15 protein-coding genes and 1 pseudogene are annotated in these 18,160 nt (G+C 72.3%); 11 read left to right on the forward strand and 5 right to left on the reverse strand.

What is annotated here, in order from left to right:
- Positions 1-3 precede the first annotated feature (3 nt).
- Together uvrB and ACLZN2_RS37495 are read right to left on the reverse strand one after the other, a co-directional pair.
- Complete coding sequence (gene uvrB / locus ACLZN2_RS37490) at positions 4-2,148, reverse strand: excinuclease ABC subunit UvrB (RefSeq protein ID WP_416984050.1); 2,145 nt, start codon at positions 2,146-2,148, stop codon at positions 4-6.
- 82 nt (positions 2,149-2,230) lie between these two features.
- On the reverse strand, positions 2,231-3,094 hold the full coding sequence (locus ACLZN2_RS37495) for an MHYT domain-containing protein (RefSeq protein ID WP_416984051.1): 864 nt from the start codon (positions 3,092-3,094) through the stop codon (positions 2,231-2,233).
- A gap of 271 nt (positions 3,095-3,365) precedes the next feature.
- Here ACLZN2_RS37495 and ACLZN2_RS37500 point away from each other — a divergent pair, with 271 nt between their 5' ends.
- The 4 genes from ACLZN2_RS37500 (at position 3,366) to ACLZN2_RS37515 (ending at position 6,922) form a co-directional block, all read left to right on the forward strand.
- Positions 3,366-4,241 carry a glycerophosphodiester phosphodiesterase gene (locus tag ACLZN2_RS37500; protein WP_416984052.1) on the forward strand — a complete coding sequence of 292 codons (876 nt, stop codon included), beginning with the start codon at positions 3,366-3,368 and terminating at the stop codon, positions 4,239-4,241.
- Positions 4,242-4,290: 49 nt separating this feature from the next.
- Positions 4,291-4,845, forward strand: a complete 555-nt coding sequence (locus ACLZN2_RS37505) for a methylated-DNA--[protein]-cysteine S-methyltransferase (RefSeq protein WP_416984053.1) — start codon at positions 4,291-4,293, stop codon at positions 4,843-4,845.
- A gap of 149 nt (positions 4,846-4,994) precedes the next feature.
- Complete coding sequence (locus ACLZN2_RS37510; RefSeq protein ID WP_416984054.1) at positions 4,995-5,903, forward strand: pseudouridine-5'-phosphate glycosidase; 909 nt, start codon at positions 4,995-4,997, stop codon at positions 5,901-5,903.
- Positions 5,904-5,968: 65 nt separating this feature from the next.
- On the forward strand, positions 5,969-6,922 hold the full coding sequence (locus ACLZN2_RS37515) for a carbohydrate kinase family protein (RefSeq protein ID WP_416984055.1): 954 nt from the start codon (positions 5,969-5,971) through the stop codon (positions 6,920-6,922).
- 70 nt (positions 6,923-6,992) lie between these two features.
- On the opposite strand, the gene ACLZN2_RS37520 is transcribed toward ACLZN2_RS37515, so the two are convergent.
- On the reverse strand, positions 6,993-7,787 hold the full coding sequence (locus ACLZN2_RS37520) for a methyltransferase domain-containing protein (protein WP_416984090.1): 795 nt from the start codon (positions 7,785-7,787) through the stop codon (positions 6,993-6,995).
- Positions 7,788-8,056: 269 nt separating this feature from the next.
- On the opposite strand from ACLZN2_RS37520, the gene corA reads away from it, so the two are divergent.
- Positions 8,057-9,184: a magnesium/cobalt transporter CorA gene (gene corA / locus ACLZN2_RS37525; RefSeq protein WP_416984056.1), complete on the forward strand. Its 1,128-nt coding sequence runs from the start codon at positions 8,057-8,059 to the stop codon at positions 9,182-9,184.
- A 45-nt stretch (positions 9,185-9,229) separates the two neighbouring features.
- Here corA and ACLZN2_RS37530 read toward each other — a convergent pair whose 3' ends face one another.
- Together ACLZN2_RS37530 and ACLZN2_RS37535 are read right to left on the reverse strand one after the other, a co-directional pair.
- Entirely contained in the window at positions 9,230-9,664 is a 435-nt protein-coding gene (locus tag ACLZN2_RS37530) for a CBS domain-containing protein (protein WP_416984057.1), read from the reverse strand.
- Between the two features lie 207 nt (positions 9,665-9,871).
- Positions 9,872-10,513 carry a uridine kinase gene (locus tag ACLZN2_RS37535; RefSeq protein ID WP_416984058.1) on the reverse strand — a complete coding sequence of 214 codons (642 nt, stop codon included), beginning with the start codon at positions 10,511-10,513 and terminating at the stop codon, positions 9,872-9,874.
- A 136-nt stretch (positions 10,514-10,649) separates the two neighbouring features.
- On the opposite strand from ACLZN2_RS37535, the pseudogene ACLZN2_RS37540 reads away from it, so the two are divergent.
- The 6 genes and pseudogenes from ACLZN2_RS37540 to ACLZN2_RS37565 form a co-directional block, all read left to right on the forward strand.
- Positions 10,650-11,324: pseudogene (locus ACLZN2_RS37540) on the forward strand (DUF2293 domain-containing protein); the annotation flags it as partial.
- 220 nt (positions 11,325-11,544) lie between these two features.
- Positions 11,545-12,024 (forward strand): DUF1772 domain-containing protein, encoded by a 480-nt coding sequence (locus tag ACLZN2_RS37545; protein ID WP_416984091.1) that lies wholly within the window; start codon positions 11,545-11,547, stop codon positions 12,022-12,024.
- Positions 12,025-12,151: 127 nt separating this feature from the next.
- Positions 12,152-13,639 carry a glutamate synthase subunit beta gene (locus ACLZN2_RS37550; RefSeq protein WP_416984059.1) on the forward strand — a complete coding sequence of 496 codons (1,488 nt, stop codon included), beginning with the start codon at positions 12,152-12,154 and terminating at the stop codon, positions 13,637-13,639.
- Between the two features lie 440 nt (positions 13,640-14,079).
- On the forward strand, positions 14,080-16,278 hold the full coding sequence (locus tag ACLZN2_RS37555) for a PEP/pyruvate-binding domain-containing protein (protein ID WP_416984060.1): 2,199 nt from the start codon (positions 14,080-14,082) through the stop codon (positions 16,276-16,278).
- Positions 16,275-17,312, forward strand: a complete 1,038-nt coding sequence (locus ACLZN2_RS37560; RefSeq protein WP_416984061.1) for a hypothetical protein — start codon at positions 16,275-16,277, stop codon at positions 17,310-17,312. Before ACLZN2_RS37555 ends, ACLZN2_RS37560 begins: the two co-directional genes overlap by 4 nt.
- A 142-nt stretch (positions 17,313-17,454) precedes the next feature.
- Positions 17,455-18,159 carry a protein-tyrosine phosphatase family protein gene (locus ACLZN2_RS37565; protein ID WP_416984062.1) on the forward strand — a complete coding sequence of 235 codons (705 nt, stop codon included), beginning with the start codon at positions 17,455-17,457 and terminating at the stop codon, positions 18,157-18,159.
- Position 18,160: the final 1 nt, after the last annotated feature.

The following is an 18,160-nucleotide window of genomic DNA, read 5'->3' on the forward strand; positions in this document are numbered from 1 at the left end:
CCGTCAGGCCAGACCCGCCTCCCTCATCTGACGCAGCTCCTTCTTCATCTCGGAGACCTCGTCGCGGATCCGGGCGGCGACCTCGAACTGCAGGTCCGCGGCGGCGGCCCGCATACGCTCCGTCATCTCCTCGATCTGCTCGGCGAGTTGGGCCGCCGGACGGTCGGTGGGAACCGTCTCCTTGGCCTTGCCCTTGGCGGACTTGGCCTTGGCGCCCTTGGCCGCCTTGTCGCCCAGCGAGGGCACGGGGGCCTTGGTGCCGCGCCCGTCCTTCTTCGCCCGGTAGCCCGTACCGAGCAGCTGCTCGGTGTCGACCTCCTCGCGGGCGATCTGCGCGACGATGTCGTTGATCTTCTTGCGGAGGGGCTGCGGGTCGATGCCGTTCGCCTTGTTGTAGGCGACCTGCTTCTCGCGGCGGCGGTTGGTCTCCTCGATGGCCCGCTCCATGCCCGGGGTGATCTTGTCGGCGTACATGTGCACCTGGCCGGAGACATTGCGCGCCGCGCGGCCGATGGTCTGGATCAGCGAGGTGCCGGAGCGCAGGAAACCCTCCTTGTCGGCGTCGAGGATCGCCACCAGGGACACCTCGGGCAGGTCGAGACCCTCCCGCAGGAGGTTGATGCCGACCAGGACGTCGAACTCTCCGGCGCGCAGCTCGCGGAGCAGCTCGATGCGGCGCAGGGTGTCGACGTCGCTGTGCAGGTAACGCACCTGGATGCCGAGCTCAAGGAAGTAGTCCGTGAGGTCCTCGGCCATCTTCTTGGTGAGCGTCGTGACCAGGACGCGCTCGTCCTTCTCCACACGTGTCCGGATCTCGTGCACCAGGTCGTCGATCTGCCCCTCGGTGGGCTTGACGACCACCTCGGGGTCGACGAGACCGGTGGGGCGGATGATCTGCTCGACGACGCCGTCCCCGCGTGAGAGCTCGTACTTGCCGGGCGTCGCCGACAGGTACACGGTCTGCCCGATGCGCTCCTGGAACTCCTCCCACTTCAGGGGACGGTTGTCCAGGGCGGAGGGCAGCCGGAAGCCGTGGTCGACAAGGGTGCGCTTGCGGGAGGCGTCGCCCTCGTACATCGCGCCGATCTGCGGCACGGTGACATGCGACTCGTCGATGACGAGCAGGAAGTCGTCCGGGAAGTAGTCGAGCAGGGTGTTCGGCGGGGAGCCGGGCTCACGGCCGTCGAAGTGCATCGAGTAGTTCTCCACACCGGAGCACGAGCCGATCTGGCGCAGCATCTCGATGTCGTACGTGGTGCGCATCCGCAGCCGCTGGGCCTCCAGGAGCTTGCCCTGCTTCTCCAGTTCGGCGAGGCGCTCCCCCAGTTCCTTCTCGATGTCGTTGACGGCCCGCTCCATACGCTCCGGGCCGGCGACGTAGTGGGAGGCCGGGAAGACGTACAGCTGCTCGTCGTCGCTGATGATCTCGCCGGTGAGGGGGTGCAGTGTGGACAGGGCCTCGATCTCGTCGCCGAACATCTCGATGCGGACGGCGAGCTCCTCGTAGACCGGGAAGATCTCGACGGTGTCGCCGCGCACCCGGAAGGTGCCGCGGGTGAACGCCAGGTCGTTGCGCGTGTACTGGATGTCCACGAAGCGGCGCAGCAGCTCGTCGCGGTCGATCTCCTCGCCAACCTTCAGGGGGACCATCCGGTCCACGTACTCCTGCGGCGTACCGAGGCCGTAGATGCAGGAGACCGAGGCGACCACGACGACGTCGCGCCGGGTGAGCAGCGAGTTGGTCGCGGAGTGACGCAGGCGCTCGACCTCCTCGTTGATCGAGGAGTCCTTCTCGATGTACGTGTCCGACTGCGGTACGTAGGCCTCGGGCTGGTAGTAGTCGTAGTACGAGACGAAGTATTCGACCGCGTTGTTCGGGAGCAGTTCGCGGAATTCGTTCGCCAGCTGGGCGGCCAGGGTCTTGTTCGGGGCCATCACGAGGGTGGGCCGCTGGAGCTTCTCGATCATCCACGCGGTGGTGGCGGACTTGCCGGTGCCGGTCGCGCCGAGGAGGACGACGTCCTTCTCGCCGCCTCCGACCCGCTGGGCGAGCTCGGCGATGGCCGTCGGCTGGTCGCCGCTGGGCTGGTAGGGGCTGACGACCTCGAAGGGCGCCACCGTGCGTTCGATGTGAGAAACGGGCCGCATGCCATCCACCGTACGACCACCCACTGACAACGGGGCCGGATCAGCGGTTTCGTGCGGGCGGGCACCGGTCCGGCGGGCGGACTCAGCGGTTCTGCGGGGTGCGGGACTCGCGGTGGGCGACTTTGCGGCGGGTGCGCAGGGCCGGGCGGCGGGCGGAGTGCTGCACGGCCGGGTGCGCGGGGACACCGGGCTTGTGTTCGACGGGGGTCCAGCGGGGTTTGCCCACCATCAACGGGTCGAACATCACGACGATGCCGGCAAGGAGCAGGAAGGCGAGGGGGCCGATCAGCATCGGTGCGAGGAGGGCGGCGGGCGAGTCGCCCGCGGTCGGGCTGCCGGTCGCGTGCAGGTGGACGCTGAGCGCGGCCATGCCCGTGTAGTGCATGCCGGTGACGGCGAGCCCCATGACGAGGCTGGCGCCCACGCTCCACAGGAAGCCTCTGACCTGTCCGGCCGACCACAGGGCGGCGGTGGCGGCGGCCATGGCTATCGCGACGGAGACACCGACGGTGAACGTGTTGTAGTCCAGGTTGCCGTTGAACCGCATCCCGGCCATGCCGAGGTAGTGCATCGACGCGATGCCGAGGCCGGTGATGGTGCCGCCGGTGAACAGCGCGGTTCCGGTCGCGCCCTTGTAGCCGACGATGAAGATCCCCACGCCCACCATGAGGATGGCGACGCCGAGGCTGGCGTAGGTCGTCGGCTTGTCGTAGTGGATCGGGGCGCCCGTGACCGTGAAGCCCATCATCGCGATGAAGTGCATGGTCCAGATGCCGGAGCCGATCGCCGCCGAGCCGAGCGCGAGCCATCCGGGGCGCCAGGAGTGGGCGACGAGCAGGGCTCTGGTGGTGCAGCGCAGGCCGAGTGCACCGCCGAGGCAGGCCATGAGGTAGGCCACCAGCGGTGTGACGATTCCGTAGCTGAATCCGTCGACCGTGCCTTGCATGCGCGGTTGTCCTCCGCCCTGTCGCTTCTTTGTCCTTTTCGCGCCCCTTCCAGGACCGCACGAGCGGTCAAGGCTGAGAGAAAGTATGACTGCCACCGGAATGGGCGAACGATTTTCCGGCAAAGAAACACGTCCTTGCCGCACTTGTGCGGCAGTGGTGAGCGGCCCCGGGCCGCTCCTTTCATCCTGTGGTCATCCAGCACCCCCTCCGTCGTTGACTCTGTGCTGTCACAGTTGAGCCGTACGTGAGCATTCGACGCGAGGAGTACGCATGCACGCGCGCACAGCAGCCGTCACCAGCACCGCGCTCCTGGGCGCCGTCGCCCTTCTGCTCCCCGCGCACGACGCCCGGGCGGGCATCGCGGCCACCCACGCCGTGGTGGTCGCCCACAGGGGCGCTTCCTCGCTCGCCCCGGAGAACACCCTGGACGCCGTCGACGAGGCCGCCGCCCTGGGCATCGCCTGGGTGGAGAACGACGTGCAGCGCACCAAGGACGACGAGCTCGTGGTGATCCACGACGACAATCTGCGCCGTACGACGAACGTGGAGGAGGTCTTTCCCGACCGCGCGCCCTGGAAGGTGAGGGACTTCACCGCGGCCGAGATCTCGCGGCTGGACGCGGGCAGCTGGTTCGGCGCGACGTACGCGGGCGCGCGCGTGCCGACGCTGAAGCAGTACATGGAACGTGTGGAGCACAACCACCAGAAGCTGCTCCTGGAGATCAAGAACCCCGAGCTGTACCCGGGAATCGAGCAGCAGACGCTGAAGCTGCTGAGCAACGAGGGCTGGCTCGACCGGCGGCATCTGAGCAGTCGGCTGATCGTGCAGACTTTCAGTGCCGACTGTCTGCGCACGGTGCACGAGCTGAGGCCGGAGGTGCGGACCGGTCTGCTGGGTGCGCCGGCCAAGGCGGACCTGGCCCGGTACTCGGTCTTCGCCGATCTGATCAATCCCTCGCACACCGCCGTGTCCCGGGGCTACGTCGACGCGGTGCACGCGCTGAAGGGACCGCACGGCACACCGATGAGGGTCTTCGTCTGGACCGTCGACGACGCCGCCACCGCGAGGGCCGTCGCCGGGTACGGTGTCGACGGCGTGATCACCAACAAGCCCGACGTGGTGCGCAGGGCCCTGTACTGGTTCTGACTCCGCCGGCACCGACCCCGCTGTCAGTGGCAGGCCGTACGGTGGGGGAATGGACAGCAACGGGCGGAACGGGCAGCAGGTCGTGTGGGCCGTCGTCGGCACCGACATCGGGCCGCTGCTGCTGGCCGCGACCCACGACGGCCTGGTCAACGTCGTCTTCCACGCCACCGAGGCGGTCCGCGACAGGGCCCTCGGCAGGCTCGCGGACCGGCTGGGCACGGAGCCCGTCGAGGCGCCCCGCTCCCCGCTGCTGGCCGAGGCGATACGCCAGGTCGACGCCTACTTCGCGGGTGAGCGGCGCACCTTCGAGCTGCCCCTGGACTGGGCGCTGATCTCCGGCTTCAACCGCCAGGTACTGCGCGAGCTCGCCTCCGGTGTGCCGTACGGCGCGGTCGTCGGCTACGGCGACCTGGCCCAGCGGGTCGGGCAGCCGGGGGCGGCACAGGCGGTGGGGACGGCGATGGGCGCCAACCCGCTGCCGGTCGTCGTGCCGTGTCATCGGGTGGTCGAGAGCGACGGCGGCATCGGCGGGTTCGGGGGCGGTCTGGAGACCAAGCGGAAGCTGCTCGCGCTGGAAGGGGTACTGCCCGAGCCGCTGTTCTGAGGGCCTCCGGGGCCGGCGGGGCTCCTCGTCGTCAGGAGCGCGGCCGTCATGCGTCGCCGGCCGGTGGCGTCCCCCACAGGCCGCCGGGGTTTGGCCGGGTGCGCCGCCCGCCAGAGATGAGGGAAGACCCGAGGACAGGAGACGGACGCATGGTGCTGGTGGTGTCGGAAGAGGTGCGGGAGGCGGTCGACGCGCGTCGACCCGTGGTGGCTCTGGAGTCCACGATCATCGCTCACGGGCTGCCACGCCCCCGCAACCTCCAAGTGGCGCTGGAGCTGGAATCGGCCGTCCGCGCGGAGGGTGCCGTTCCGGCGACGATCGCCGTGCTGGACGGGCGGCCCCATGTCGGTCTGGACAAGGAGCAGTTGGAGCGGGTCGCCAACGAGGACGGCATCCGCAAGCTGGGCCACCGTGACCTGCCGCTCGCGGTGGCCTCGGGGGCCAGCGGGGCGACCACGGTGTCCGCGACGGCGTTGCTGGCGGCGCTGGCGGGTGTGCGGGTGTTCGCGACGGGCGGGCTCGGCGGGGTGCACCGGGAGTGGACGGTGACCCAGGACGAGTCGGCCGACCTGGGTCTGCTGGCGCGCACCCGGATCACGGTGGTGTGCGCGGGCGTGAAGTCGATCCTGGACGTTCCGGCGACCCTGCAGCGCCTGGAGACACTGGGGGTGGCCATCGCCGGTTACGGCACGGACCGCTTCCCCGGCTTCTACCTGTCCGACTCGGGGCATCCGGTGGACTGGACGCTGGAGACACCCGCGCAGGTGGCCGGGGTGATGCGGGCCCAGGACACGCTCGGCGGGCCGGAGTCGGCGCTGATCGTCGCCAATCCGGTGCCCGAGGAGGAGCAACTGGATCCCGAGTTGCACGCGCGCGTGCTCGCCGACGCGCTGCACGCGTGCGAGGAGGCGGGCGTCACCGGCCAGGGGGTCACACCGTTCCTCCTGGACTATCTCGTCCGGCACACCGACGGCGCGTCCCTGAGCGCCAACCTGGCGGCGGTGCGCGGCAACGTACGGCTGGCGGCCCGGATCGCGGCGGCTTGGGCCGAGGGGTGACCGGACGCCGAGGCGGGTCGGAACACGCGCACGGCGGGCCGGAACGCGCGCGGGTCGCTGCCGGGATGCCGTCGGGCGGGGCGCTGCTGGTCGTCGGGGACGTGGTGACGGACGTGATCGCTCGGCATCGGGGGTCGCCGGCGCCGGGGACGGACACGTCCGCCGTGATCCGGACCCTGCCGGGCGGCGCGGGCGCCAATGTGGCGTGCTGGGCGTCGCACTGGGGGTGTGCGGACGTACGGCTGCTCGGCCGCGTGGGTGCGGACTCGGCTGCCTGGCACGAACGGGAGCTGACCGCCTGCGGGGTAAGGCCCCGGCTTGTCGTCGATCCGCGTGCCCCGACCGGAACGGTGATCTGTCTGGTCGACGCGGAAGCCGCGGCCGAGCGGACGTTCCTCACCGACAGCGGCGCCGCGCTGCGGCTGGAACCCGGCGACTGGTCGGAGGAGTTGCTGAACGGGGTGGGCCGCCTGCATCTGTCGGGCTATCTGCTGTTCTCCGAGTCCGGGCGGGCGCTGGTGCGCACGGCGTTGGCGTCGGCACGCACGCGTGGGGTGCCGGCGAGCCTCGATCCGGCGTCGGCGGGCTTCCTGACAAAGCTGGGCGCCGACCGTTTCCTCGACCTCGTCGAGGGGGTGGAGGTGCTGCTGCCCAGCCGGGACGAGTCGTGTCTGCTGACCGGGTTGCCGGACGGGGCGGAGGCAGCGGCGGAACTGAGTCGCCATGTTCCGCTCGTGGTGGCCAAGCAAGGGGCGGGCGGGGCGCTGATCGCGGGCGCCGGCGCCGTCCTCGCCACGGTCCCGGCCGTCCCGGCGACACCCCGGGACACCACGGGTGCGGGGGACGCCTTCACGGGCGCCTTCCTCGCGTCCCTCCTCCGGGGCGACGAGCCCGTGGCCGCGGCGGCCGAGGGATGCCGGGCGGGAGCGCGCGCGGTGGAACGGATGGGCGCCCGGCCACCCACGTCCGGGGATGCGGCGACGCCGACGGAGGCGAACGCGGCCCCTGCCGTCGGCTGAGGCCGCGTCGCCGGCGTTGCGTCGGCTCGGGCCGTGCCGCCTCGGATGTGCTGGGCAGCCCCCGCAGCCCCTACGCCTTCCGCCCCCAAGCCGAGATCATCGGTGCCGTGGCGAGGTCCATGGTGCCGGAGGCCACGTCGGCCAGGTGGCGGTCGATCTCCTCGTCGGTCGCGAGTCCGGCGGTGACGAGTCGCTCGCGGATCTGGCGGACCGTCGCCGACTCCAGGGCCGCGCAGGCGGGTGAGGTGACGGGGAAGTAGGCGTCGGCCTCGACGCGCTGCAGTCCGGCCTCGCGGAGCAGACGCGGCAGCTTGCGACCGTAGGAGAGGTCGGCGCCCCGGTCGGCGAGCAGCTTGCGGAAGCCGTGCCGCAGTCGGTTCGCCAGCTGCTGTTCGGGGCCGTACTCGTCGGGGCAGAGCAGAGGCTGCAGTGCGGGGTCGCCGTCCTCGACCAGGATGCGTCCGCCGGGGCGCAGGGCCTTCACCATGGAGCGCAACGCCCGTTCCCGGTCCGGGACATGGACCAGGACGAGCCGGGCGTGCACCAGGTCGAAGCCCTCGGCGGGGGGCGCCTCGGCGCCGACGTCGTGGACGCGTACCTCGACCGGCGGGCGGGCGGCCGAGGTCAGCCGGGAGGTGTCGATGTCGGTCGCGACGACCTTGCCGGTGGGACCGGCCTTCTTCGCCAGCCAGGTCACCACCGAGGTCCCGCCGGCCCCCACCTCCCAGCAGCGCCAGCCGGGGCCCACGCCCAGCTCCTCGAGATGGCGGAACGTCGTGGGGTCGAAGAGGGCGGCGAAGGCGTCGAAGCGTTCCGCCGCCTCGGTCTGCCGGTTGTCCAGAAGGTACCCGTCGGTTCGCGTCATGGGCTGATCATCCCAGTTGTCCCGCTTGCCGGAGGCGGTCGACGCGGCCATGAATCCATGGCGGGAAAGAGCGCGGGGCAGGGCGGTGTTCATGCCGGAGCGGGCGGGGAAGCCGTACCGGACGTGACCCTGAGCCTCGTTGTCCACAGGCGGGAACAAAGCGGAACCGGCCCTTTCCACAGGCTTGCCCACGGCATCCGCGAGCCTGGCAGACTGGCTGGCCAGGGCGCGGAAGTACGGCGCGAGGAGAGCCACGCAAGGAGATCCAGATGACCATGGCAGGGAATCTGCGGAAGGTCACCGGCCTCGGAAGGGTCGGCGGCCTGCGCAGGGTCGCGCGGTTGGCCCGGCAGCGTGCCCGGGTCGACCTCAGTCACCCCGCGCGCTCCCCGCTGGGCTCCTCGGTGGTGAACTGCGTGACCTACAAGGAGGGTGTGCGGACGCCCGTCAGGGACGACCTGGTCGAAACGGTGGAGCGGGTCCGCAAGAGCGGCCAGGGCTTCGTGTGGCTCGGTCTGCACGAGCCGACGAACGCCGAGTTCGCGGGCATCGCCGAACTCTTCGACCTGCATCCGCTGGCCGTGGAGGACGCCGTCGAGGCCCACCAGCGCCCCAAGGTCGAGCGGTACGGCGAGACGCTCTTCGCGGTGTTCAAGACGGTCTGCTACGTCGAACACGAGGAGCTCACGGCGACGAGCGAGGTGGTGAACACAGGCGAGATCATGGTGTTCGTCGGTCAGGACTTCGTGGTCACGGTACGGCACGGGCGGCACGGCTCGCTGGGTCCGCTGCGCGAGGAGCTGGAGTCCGATCCGGCGCAGCTCGCCAAGGGCCCGTCGGCGGTGCTGCACGCGATCGCGGACCATGTCGTCGACGACTATCTGAACGTCACGGACGCCGTGCAGGCGGACATCGACCAGGTCGAGGCGGACGTCTTCGCGGAGAGCGGGGCACGGGCCGACCCGGGGCGCATCTACCAGCTCAAGCGTGAGCTCCTGGAGCTGAAGCGGGCGGTGGTCCCGCTGAAGCGCCCGCTCATGGACCTCGCCGACCGGCCGGTGCGGGTCATCGAGCCGGAGATACAGGCGTACTTCCGGGATGTCTCCGACCACCTGCTGCGGGCCACGGAGCAGATCGCCGCGTTCGACGAACTGCTGAACTCGATCCTGCAGGCGCATCTGGCGCAGGTCACGGTCGCGCAGAACGAGGACATGCGGAAGATCACGGCCTGGGCCGCGGTGATCGCGGTGCCGACGATGGTCTGCGGGGTGTACGGCATGAACTTCGATCACATGCCCGAGCTGCACTGGAGGTTCGGCTATCCGCTGGTCATCGGCGTGATATCCGTGGCCTGTCTGGTGCTGTACCGCGGCTTCCGGCGCAACGGCTGGCTCTGAGGGGCGCCGGGCCCCGCGCCGGGCGGCGGCGGGACCGGGTCGTCGTCAGTGCGGGGCGGGGCCTGTCCTGGCGTAGACGCTCTCCGCCCAGGAGGCGATCTGCCCCTCGCTCAGGTGCCGGGCGAGGTCGGCCTCGCTGATCATGCCGACCAGGCGCTTGTTCTCGATGACGGGCAGTCGGCGGATCTGGTGGCTCTGCATCTCGCCGAGCACGTCGCCGACGTCGGCGCTCGCGTCGATCCAGCGCGGGGTGCCGCGGGCCATCTCTCCGGCGGTGACCCGGGCCGGGTCACGGCCCACGGCCACGCAGCCGACGACGATGTCGCGGTCGGTGAGGATGCCGCAGAGCCGGTCGTTGTCGTCGCCGATGGGCAGGGCTCCGACATTGAGTTCGCGCATCAACTGTGCGGCGCGGTCCAGGGTTTCATGGGCGGCGATCCAACGGGCGCCCCGGTGCATGATGTCTCCGGCTGTGGTCATGGGTACCTCCCGGTGCCGGACGGCCGGCGCGGCGCGGGGGGCACCGCTGGTCCCGGCGCCCCTCCATTCTCGCCGCGCCCGCGGGCACCCGCATCTCACCGGAGCGGGGCGGGCCGAGAAGGCCGAGAAACCCACGATCTTCCGCGGGACGACCCGGATGACCGGTTCGGGACCGCTCCTCGAGAACCGTCCGGGCTCCGGGTCGCTTCACCCGCCCCATGCCGGATGGCGGGGATCGTCCGCGCGGACGAGGACGTCGGCCGTGGCGGCGGGGTCGGTGTCGTCGGCGTACGCGTCGAAGGCGGGCAGGGTCCACCGGTCCGCGTCCGGGGTACGGCGGCGCAGGGCGGCCGGGGAGAGCTGGACATGGACGGTGAGGTCGAAAGGGAACCAGTGCCGCAGCAGGAGGGGGCCGTGCAGCAACAGGAAACCGCCGGGTGGGAGGTGAACGTAGGGGCTGCGGGTGGCCCGGTCCGTGGCCGGATCCCAGAAGTCGGGCAGGATCCGCCCGTCGCCGCCGGGCTCGAGGGGGCCGAACACCTCGCGCCAGAGGGTGCCGGTGTCGAACCAGCCGTTGTAGTAGGCCTCGACGTCGTGACGGCCGTACTCCAGGCGGAGGGAGGCGGGGCGCAGGAAGCCGTGCGTGTCCACGACGCGGGAGGCGCGGCCGCGTATCCGCAGCGCCTCGGCGACACGTGCGGCGAGGTCCCCGGGGCGGGCCGCCGGAGCGCCGTCGAAGGCGATGCGGGGCCAGGGGCTGCCGTCCGCCGGCTTCAGGTCGAGGAGGCGCTGGGCGAGCAGGTCGCCGAGCCGTTCCCAGGTGATCGCTTCGAGTCGCACACGGCCCATGATGCGTCAGGCACCTACCGGAACGCTTCGGAGTCGCCACCGGACACCGGATCGCTCCGTTCCGACGGGAACAGAGCCGGCGGAACGGAGCCGGCGGGCACGTGCTACCGCGACCACCGGCGGGAATGAAGCCTGCATGGCAGCACTGGCAACTCTCGTGTCCCCCACCGGTCTTCTCGTCGTGCAGCCGCTTCGGCGGAAGTACTGTGCGGGATGCCGTCGGGGTCCGCAGCCGATGCTGGTGCTGGAGGAGGGCGGGGCCCGCTGCCTGGACTGTGCGGACCTGGGGCACCTGGTGTTCCTGCCGCGTGGGGACACGGCGCTGACGCGCAGATCGCGGGAGGAGAGCGCGCTGTCGGCGGTGGTGGTGCGGTTCAACCGACGCAAGGGGCGTTACGAGCGACAGGGCGTCCTGGTCGAGGAGGCGGGACTCGCGCGGGCCGAGCAGCGGTGTCTGGCAGACGCGGAGGCGCGACGGCGGCGCCGGCTGCGGGACGCGCGGCGGCGGGCCGTGGAGGACGACCGGTTCGCGGGGGTGTTCGCGGCGGAGATCCTGCGGCTGCTCCCCGGCTGTCCGGTGGAGCGGGCGCGGGAGATCGCGGCGCACGCCTCGGTGCGGGGCAGCGGGCGGGTGGGGCGTAGCGCCGCCGGGCGGGCGTTGTCCGAGGGCGCGGTGGTCTCGGCGGTCGCGGCGTCCGTACGGCATCTGGACACGCCGTACGACGAGCTGCTGATGAGCGGTGTGCCCCGCAACGAGGCGAGACGGCGCATCGCCGCGCAAGTGGAGGGGCGGCTGCGGGAGTGGGGGGGAGGGTGGGGAGGGGGAGGGGGGAGGGGCCCCCACAGACACCGGCTCGGCCGCCCAGCCGGGTGGACCCGGGGCGCGGCGCCCCGCCGAGCCCCACCCCGCATGACCACATGCGCCCTCGCGCACCGCGCCCGCGGTCACGGATCATGTACGGGTTTTCACTTGAGGTGACGACGTCGGGCCGGGCAGGATCTTCGGACGACACGGGGAGTTGACGGTGACAGTGATCGATGGACCGTATCGGATGCTCGCGCTGCTGGGCTCCGTCACGACGGGGGTGATGGCGGGGGTGTTCTGCGCGTTCTCGGTGCTGGTGATGCGGGGGCTCGCGAAGCTGCCGGCCGCGCAGGGCGTCGCCGCGATGAACGCGATGAACGCGTCGGCGCTGACGCCGGTGTTCATGGTGCTGTTCCTGGGTTCGGCGGGGCTGTGCGCGGGGATCGCCGTGGTGACGTTCCTGTTGTGGCCGGACGAGGGGACGCTGCCGCTGCTGCTGGGCAGCGGGCTGTACCTGGTCGGTGCCTTCGGGGTGACTGTCATGGCGAACGTGCCGCGCAACGAGACGCTGATGAAGCTGGGGCCGGGGACGCCGGAGGCCGAGGCGTACTGGCCGGCGTACGTGCGCGGGTGGACGCGCTGGAACCATGTGCGGGTGGTCGCCTCGGCGGCGGCGGCGATCGTGTACGCGCTGGCCCTGGTCTGATTCGGCCCTGGTTCGAATTGGGCCCGGTCCGGCTCTCTGCGTGGGTGGCGGACGGGACGTATCGTGGCCGAAAGAGTGCCGCCCGATGACGCTCGGCCTGTCCCACGCGTACGCAAGGAAGACGCCCATGGCCGATCCCAAGGGATTCATGACGACCCCCCGCCAGGACTGGCCCCGCCGGCCGGTCGAGGAGCGGGTCCGGGACTGGGACGAGGTGTACGTCCCCGGGGCGCTCCTGCCCATCGTCAGCAGGCAGGCCGACCGTTGCATGGACTGCGGGATCCCCTTCTGCCACGACGCGTGTCCGCTCGGCAACCTGATCCCGGAGTGGAACGACCTGGTGTCGCGGGAGGACTGGCGGGCGGCGAGCGACCGGCTGCACGCGACGAACAACTTCCCCGAGTTCACGGGGCGGTTGTGTCCGGCGCCGTGCGAGGCGGGGTGTGTCCTCGCCATCAACCAGCCGGCCGTGACCATCAAGAACGTCGAGGTGGCGATCGCCGACCGGGCCTGGGCCGAGGGGTTCGCGCCGCCGCGCCCGCCGGACCGGCTCTCGGGGAGGACGGTGGCGGTGATCGGGTCGGGGCCGACCGGGCTGGCCGCCGCGCAGCAGCTGACCCGGGCCGGACACACGGTCGCGGTGTACGAGAGGGACGACCGGATCGGCGGTCTCATGCGGTACGGCATCCCCGAGTTCAAGATGGAGAAGCGTCATCTGGACCGGCGGATCGAGCAGATGATCGCCGAGGGGACCCGGTTCCGTACGGGGACGGCGGTCGGCCGGGACGTGGGCGCGGACGAGCTGCGGTCGCGCTACGACGCGGTGGTGATCGCCACCGGCGCGACGGCCTGGCGGGAACTGCCGGTGCCGGGCCGGGAGTTGGCCGGAATACATCAGGCGATGGAGTATCTGCCGCTGGCGAACCGGGTGTGCGAGGGCGATCTCGAGGTCTCGCCCGTGTCGGCCGCCGGCCGGCACGTCGTGATCGTCGGCGGCGGGGACACCGGGGCCGACTGTCTGGGGACGGCGGTCCGCGAGGGCGCGGCCTCCGTGACCCAGCTGGACATCTACGCCCAGCCCGGTGTGGATCGCGACGAGGACACGGATCCCTGGCCGACGTATCCGAAGATCTACCGGTTGTCGGCCGCGCACGAGGAGGCGCGCGATCTGCGGAGTGCGCCGGCGGCCGACGCGGACGCGCGCCTGTTCGCGGCGTCCACGCTCCGTTTCACCGGTGACGGGGACGGGCATGTGCGGTCGCTGCATCTCGTCGAGGTCGACGCGCGGCGCCGGCCGGTGGAGGGCAGCGGGCGGGTGCTGCCCGTGGACCTGGTGCTGCTGGCGCTCGGTTTCTCCGGGCCCGACCGGAAGGACGGGCTCGTGGACCAGCTGGGGCTGACGCTCGACCCGCGCGGCACCATCGCGCGGGACGGCGACTTCGCGACGAACGTCCCGGGGGTGTTCGCGGCGGGGGACGCGGCGCGTGGGCAGTCGCTGATCGTGTGGGCGATCGCGGAGGGGCGTGCGGTGGCGGCGGCGGTGGACCGCCGGCTGTCGGGCGGTTCACGGCTGCCGGCGCCGATATCGCCGTACGACCGGCCCATGAGCGTGTGACGCCCCCGACGCCCCCGCGGTCGTCGAGGACGGCGACGGCCTCGACGACCGCGGGAAGAAGTTGGGCGGCGCTGAAGGCCCTGTGCGAGGTTCTGCCGCCGCCGGGGTCGCGGCCCGGTCCTGGTTCCGGCCGGGGCGGCCGCGGGCCGTCTCAGGCCGGAGGGGGAGGCTCCGCGTGCTGCTACCGGACCAACGCCCGGCGAGCCCTGCGGCCGCCTCCGCACCTCCCCTCCTGGATGTCCGAAAAGTGGCTTACGGGCTGCAGGGATCGGAACAGCGGTGGGATCATCGGAACAGGAGGTGTGCTGTCGTCGTGTCCGGAACCGGAGCGGTAGCCCGATCCTGATCGGCAGCGGCCCACCCCATCCTTCGTTCCGCCGTCAGGCGCAGGGCCCATCCCGCGCGTCCCCCCTGTTGGCGGTCGGTCCGGGAGGGTGTTGATGACGACGCTCGACGAACGTCACGGAGAACGTGACGGAAACGGTGCCCACGGCGGGGAAGGCCCCCGGGGCCAGGTCGCCCTCGGCCCGGTGGGGATCCACGGCCCAGCCACCGTCCCCCTGGAAGAACCCGGCGCCGGTGTCCCCCGCCTGGCGGGGTCCAAGGCCGCGAACCTCGCCCGTGCGGCCCGCGCAGGACTGCCCGTACTCCCCGGATTCGTGGTCCCGCACGGCGCGGGAGGCCACCCTGTCGCCCTGTGGCGAGCCTGGGACGAACTCTCCGACGGCGGCGTCCGCCCGCTCGTCGTGCGCTCCTCGTCGCCGCAGGAGGACACCGAGGACTCCTCGCTGGCGGGCCGGTTCGCCTCGGTGCTCGACGTGCGCGGATGGCCCGCCTTCCGTACGGCCGTGACGACCGTGCTCGACTCGGCGCATCGGCCCGACGGGTCCACGGCGCCCATGGCGGTGCTCGTGCAGCCGATGCTCACGGCACGGGTCGGCGGGGTGCTGTTCGGTGCCGACCCGGTCGAGGGGCGGGCCGACCGGATGCTGGTGAGCGCGGTGCGCGGCGGGCCGGACAGCCTGGTCAGCGGCGAGCAGGCCGGGACCAACTACTGGCTGGGCGGACGCGGACGGCTGCTGCGGACCGAGCCCGGCCGGGCGGAGCCGCTGCTCACGCGCGCGGAGCTGGCCCGGCTGGCGCGGCTCGCCCGGCGGGCCCGGAAGGTCTTCGGCGGGCCTCAGGACATCGAGTTCGGGTTCGGTGCGGACGGGCGGCTGTGGCTGTTCCAGAGCCGCCCCATCACGGCGATGGCGGTACGGCCGCCGCGCGGGGCCCGGCTGCTCGGGCCGGGGCCGGTCGCCGAGACCCTGCCGGGGCAGTTGGCGCCGCTGGAGGAGGACCTGTGGGTGACTCCCATGGCCCGGGGACTGGCCGCCGCCCTCGACATCGCGGGCAGCGCACCGCGCCGGCTGCTGCGGACGGTGCCGGTCGTCACCACGGTGGGCGGGCGCGCGGCAGCCGATCTGCGCCTGCTCGGTGTGGTCCCGCCCGCGCACCGGTGGCTCGCGCTGCTCAATCCGGCGCCGGGCGCGCGCCGGCTCGCGGCGGCCTGGCGGGTGGGACGGCTGGCCTCGGCGCTGCCCGGCCTGGCCACGGACCTGGCCGCGGACGTCGACCGCCGGCTGGCCCGTATCCCCGCACCTGACGCGCTCCCCGCTCCCGGTCTCGCCGCCGAGCTGCGCTGGACGCGCAGGGCCCTGGTGTCGCTGCACGCCCAGGAGACCCTCGCGGGCGCACTCCTGCGGGAGCCCTCCAGGAGCCGTACAGCGGCCGGCACGGCCCTGACCGCGCTGGCCGCCGCCCGCGCGCGGGGCCTGTCCGACGACGCGGCGATCGCCGCGCACCCGGTGATCCTGGCCCTCGCGGCACCGAGCCTGGAGCGCCGGGCGCAGCCTCCGCGGACACCTGCGGCGCGCCCGCCCGCGTCGGCAGTGGCCCCGCCGCTGCCCCTGCCCGCCGGCACCCCCGTCCTCCCGCCCCGCGAGGCGCTCCGGCTCCGGATCCGCTGGGTGCAGGAGCTGCAGGTCCGGCTCGTGCGGGAGGCGGCGGGGCGGGTGGGGGCCGGCGTTGCGGACGTGGCGCTGCTGCGCTGGCGGGAGCTCGGCGCCGCGCTCGACGGCGGACCGCTGCCCGACGACCTCCACGCGCGCGTGCCGCGTGCCGCCTCTCCCCCGCTGCCGGACGCGTTCCGGCTGGCGGAGGGTGAGGTCGTGGTCGCCGAGGACCGTGACGGCCACGGTGACGGCGGGCGGGGCGTGTCCGGCGGGCGGGCGGTGGGCACGGTCTGGGACGGGACGAGCGCCCGGCCCGAGGACCCGGTGCTGGTCGTGCGCACCCTGGACCCCTCGCTGGCCCCCCTGCTGCCCGGGCTCACCGGCCTGGTCGCGCAGACCGGCAGTCCCTTGTCGCATCTGGCGGTGCTGGCCAGGGAGTTCGGGCTGCCCGCGGTCGTCGGTGCCGCCGAAGCCGTACGCCGCTTCCCGGTCGGCTCCCGACTCACGGTCGACGGGACGACGGGGGACGTACGGATCGCGAGCACGGGTGACGTACGGCTCGGGGACGACGTACGGCTCGGGGACACGGACGACGTACGGCTGGGGGGCGCGGACGACGTACGGCTGGGGGGCGCGCCGTGAGGAGAGTCGCGTTCGTGCTCGCCGGACTGGCCGCCGCCGGGGCGGCCACCTATCTCGTCGTCTATCTGTACTGGTGGCAGTGGCAGCGGGCGCTGATCTGCGGAGTGCTGCTGCTGGTCGTGGAGGTCATGCTGTTCGGCGTCGTCCTGCTGGGGCGGCTGGCCCGGATCGAGGAGCGGCTGCGCGACACCGACCGGCGTCAGCGCGAGCTGGACGCACGGCAGGAGGACGTCCTCGCCCGGCTCCGGCAGCCCGCGGCGGAGCGGGAGGAGGCCCGGTTCAGATGGCTGGAGGACCCCGCGGACCGTACGTACGTCTTCGTACCGGTCCTCATGGTCACCGGTGTCCTGCTGTCCGGGCTGGCCTGGGTGGTGCAGCGGATCGCGTCCGCCACCTCGCGGCCGGCGGAGCACCGGCTGGCCGGGCGGCTGGCCGTCCTCACCGCGCCTGATCCGGGTGGCCCCGACAACCCCTACGGCGCCGGTGGTTCCTACCTGCCCCGCCAGTCCTACGACCCCTACAGCCGTTACGGCCCCTACGCCCGCTACGACCCCGACAGCGCCTACGACCCCTACGACCCCGACGACCTGGACGGCCTCCCCCGGCCGGGCGGTGCCCCGCCCGGCCGGGGCCGTCGCGCGCGCGTGGCCGCGGTCTACGTCACTTGCGCCGCGCTGCTCGCCGGGCTGGTCGTGGGGATCGCGCAGCTCACGCAGACGCGGGAGGAGAAGGAGAACCGGAACGAGGCGACCTCCGTGATCGTCCGGGTCGACATACGGGGCGCGGACATGACGGCGGCACGCCGGTCCCTGGCCGCCCAGCAGGTCTGGGAGCGCTGTCGGGACTCCACCTCCGTGCCGCTGCGCCACGCGACCCTCGGGGACCTCGGTGACGGTCTGTTCGCCGGGACCGTACGGCCCGCGCTGACCGAGCACGACCGCTTGCGGCTGACCGGCTGTCTTGAGGACGCCACCCTGGAGCGGGCGCACCTCACGGTCGTCGCCATCGGCGACGCGGACACGGACGACGACTGATCGCCTGCCCCACGCACGCCACATGCCTGTTGCGTGGAGGCCATATGGTCCAGATATGCATGCGTACACAGACAAGACGGACAAAGGGTTCCCGGGCTACCATGCCAGAGCGCCCACGTCCCCTAGTCCCGTCTGGTCGCTCATGGCTGTCCTCGCCGCTACCCTGCCCCACCCGGCTCTGCGCAAGCGCCCCGTCACCCGGCGTGCGCTGCGCGTCCTGATCACCATCGTCATCGGTTACCTCGCCCTGTGGGCCGTCGGTGCCGGCGGCATCGCGGCCGCGTCGTACTGGGCACGGGAGGAGACCCCGGCACCGGTGGGCACCCACGCCGTGCAGGGCATCCACAACTTCCAGCCGGTGGGCACGAAGGGGAAGCTGTGGCGCGGCGCCGCGCCGTCCCCGGCGGGATACCGCGCGCTGGCGGGCCTCGGCTTCACCACGGTCGTCGACCTGCGCGCCGAGGACCTGAGCGCGTCCCAGCTCGCGGAACCCGGCAAGGCCGGGCTGAACGTCGTACGACTGCCCATCCGTGACGGGCAGACGCCGAAGCCCGAGCAGGTGCAGCGGTTGCTGGCCGCCGTGACGAAGGCGCCCGGGAAGGTGTTCGTGCACTGCGGCGCCGGAGTCGGCCGCACGGGCACGATGGCCGCGGCCTACCTGGTGGAGACCGGGCAGGAGTCCCCCGCGGCGGCAGTCCGGCGCAATCTCTCGGTCGGACCGCCGTCGATCGAACAGATCTACTACGGGCTGCGTCTCGAACGCAGCGAGGCCGAGCAGCCGCCGCTGGCGATCGTCGCCGTGAGCCGTCTGGTGGACGCCCCACGGCGCATGCTGACCTGGTTCTGAC

The sequence above is a fragment of the Streptomyces sp. T028 genome (assembly GCF_048159505.1).
GTDB lineage: Bacteria > Actinomycetota > Actinomycetes > Streptomycetales > Streptomycetaceae > Streptomyces.

Excerpts from the sequence above, each read along its gene's own strand:
- uvrB (WP_416984050.1), bottom strand. The coding sequence starts at position 2,148 with ATGCGGCCCGTTTCTCACATCGAACGCACGGTGGCGCCCTTCGAGGTC.
- ACLZN2_RS37495 (WP_416984051.1), bottom strand. The coding sequence starts at position 3,094 with ATGCAAGGCACGGTCGACGGATTCAGCTACGGAATCGTCACACCGCTG.
- ACLZN2_RS37500 (WP_416984052.1), top strand. The coding sequence starts at position 3,366 with ATGCACGCGCGCACAGCAGCCGTCACCAGCACCGCGCTCCTGGGCGCC.
- ACLZN2_RS37505 (WP_416984053.1), top strand. The coding sequence starts at position 4,291 with ATGGACAGCAACGGGCGGAACGGGCAGCAGGTCGTGTGGGCCGTCGTC.
- ACLZN2_RS37510 (WP_416984054.1), top strand. The coding sequence starts at position 4,995 with ATGGTGCTGGTGGTGTCGGAAGAGGTGCGGGAGGCGGTCGACGCGCGT.
- ACLZN2_RS37515 (WP_416984055.1), top strand. The coding sequence starts at position 5,969 with ATGCCGTCGGGCGGGGCGCTGCTGGTCGTCGGGGACGTGGTGACGGAC.
- ACLZN2_RS37520 (WP_416984090.1), bottom strand. The coding sequence starts at position 7,787 with ATGACGCGAACCGACGGGTACCTTCTGGACAACCGGCAGACCGAGGCG.
- corA (WP_416984056.1), top strand. The coding sequence starts at position 8,057 with ATGACCATGGCAGGGAATCTGCGGAAGGTCACCGGCCTCGGAAGGGTC.
- ACLZN2_RS37530 (WP_416984057.1), bottom strand. The coding sequence starts at position 9,664 with ATGACCACAGCCGGAGACATCATGCACCGGGGCGCCCGTTGGATCGCC.
- ACLZN2_RS37535 (WP_416984058.1), bottom strand. The coding sequence starts at position 10,513 with ATGGGCCGTGTGCGACTCGAAGCGATCACCTGGGAACGGCTCGGCGAC.
- ACLZN2_RS37550 (WP_416984059.1), top strand. The coding sequence starts at position 12,152 with ATGGCCGATCCCAAGGGATTCATGACGACCCCCCGCCAGGACTGGCCC.
- ACLZN2_RS37555 (WP_416984060.1), top strand. The coding sequence starts at position 14,080 with ATGACGACGCTCGACGAACGTCACGGAGAACGTGACGGAAACGGTGCC.
- ACLZN2_RS37565 (WP_416984062.1), top strand. The coding sequence starts at position 17,455 with ATGGCTGTCCTCGCCGCTACCCTGCCCCACCCGGCTCTGCGCAAGCGC.